The organism is Clostridium lacusfryxellense (genome assembly GCF_018861735.1).
GTDB classification, from domain to species: Bacteria; Bacillota; Clostridia; order Clostridiales; family Clostridiaceae; genus Clostridium_AD; species Clostridium_AD lacusfryxellense.
The window spans coordinates 1-823 of the sequence record NZ_JAHLEB010000157.1; the positions used below are offsets into that span (position 1 = coordinate 1).

1 rRNA gene is annotated in these 823 nt (G+C 47.4%); it reads right to left on the reverse strand.

Annotated features, from left to right (window positions below):
• Positions 1–823 (reverse strand): 23S ribosomal RNA (locus KPL55_RS25765); the annotation flags it as partial.

Here is an 823-nt window from a genome sequence, read left to right on the forward strand (position 1 = left end):
TGCTTAGACACACATCCAATAGTGTGCACATCTTATCCTCCTGCGTCATCCCATTTCTAATAACGTCCATTGGTGGTATCGGAATATCAACCGATTGTCCATCACCTACGCCTTTCGGCCTCGGCTTAGGTCCCGACTAACCCTGAGAGGACGAGCCTTCCTCAGGAAACCTTAGGTTTTCGACCGTTAAGATTCTCACTTAACTCTCGCTACTTATGCCAACATTCTCACTTCTGTACCGTCCACCACTCCTTACGGTATGACTTCAGCCAGTACAGAAAGCTCCTCTACCGCTTACACAATTGTGTAAACCCATAGCTTCGGTGGTAAGTTTTAGCCCCGGACATCTTCGGCGCAGGATCTCTTGACTAGTGAGCTATTACGCACTCTTTAAATGAGTGGCTGCTTCTGAGCCAACATCCTAGTTGTCTTAGAAATCCCACATCCTTTTCCACTTAACTTACACTTTGGGACCTTAGCTGATGGTCTGGGCTGTTTCCCTTTTGACTACGGATCTTATCATTCGCAGTCTGACTGCCGAAATAAAAGTATATGGCATTCGGAGTTTGATAGGGTTCAGTAACTGTTGTCAGCCCCTAGCCCATTCAGTGCTCTACCTCCATTACTCAATTAATCGACGCTAGCCCTAAAGCTATTTCGAGGAGAACCAGCTATCTCCGAGTTCGATTGGAATTTCTCCGCTATCCACAGCTCATCCCATGGTTTTTCAACACCAACGTGGTTCGGACCTCCACGGAATTTTACTTCCGCTTCATCCTGGCCATGGATAGGTCACCCGGTTTCGGGTCTACGACATGCAACT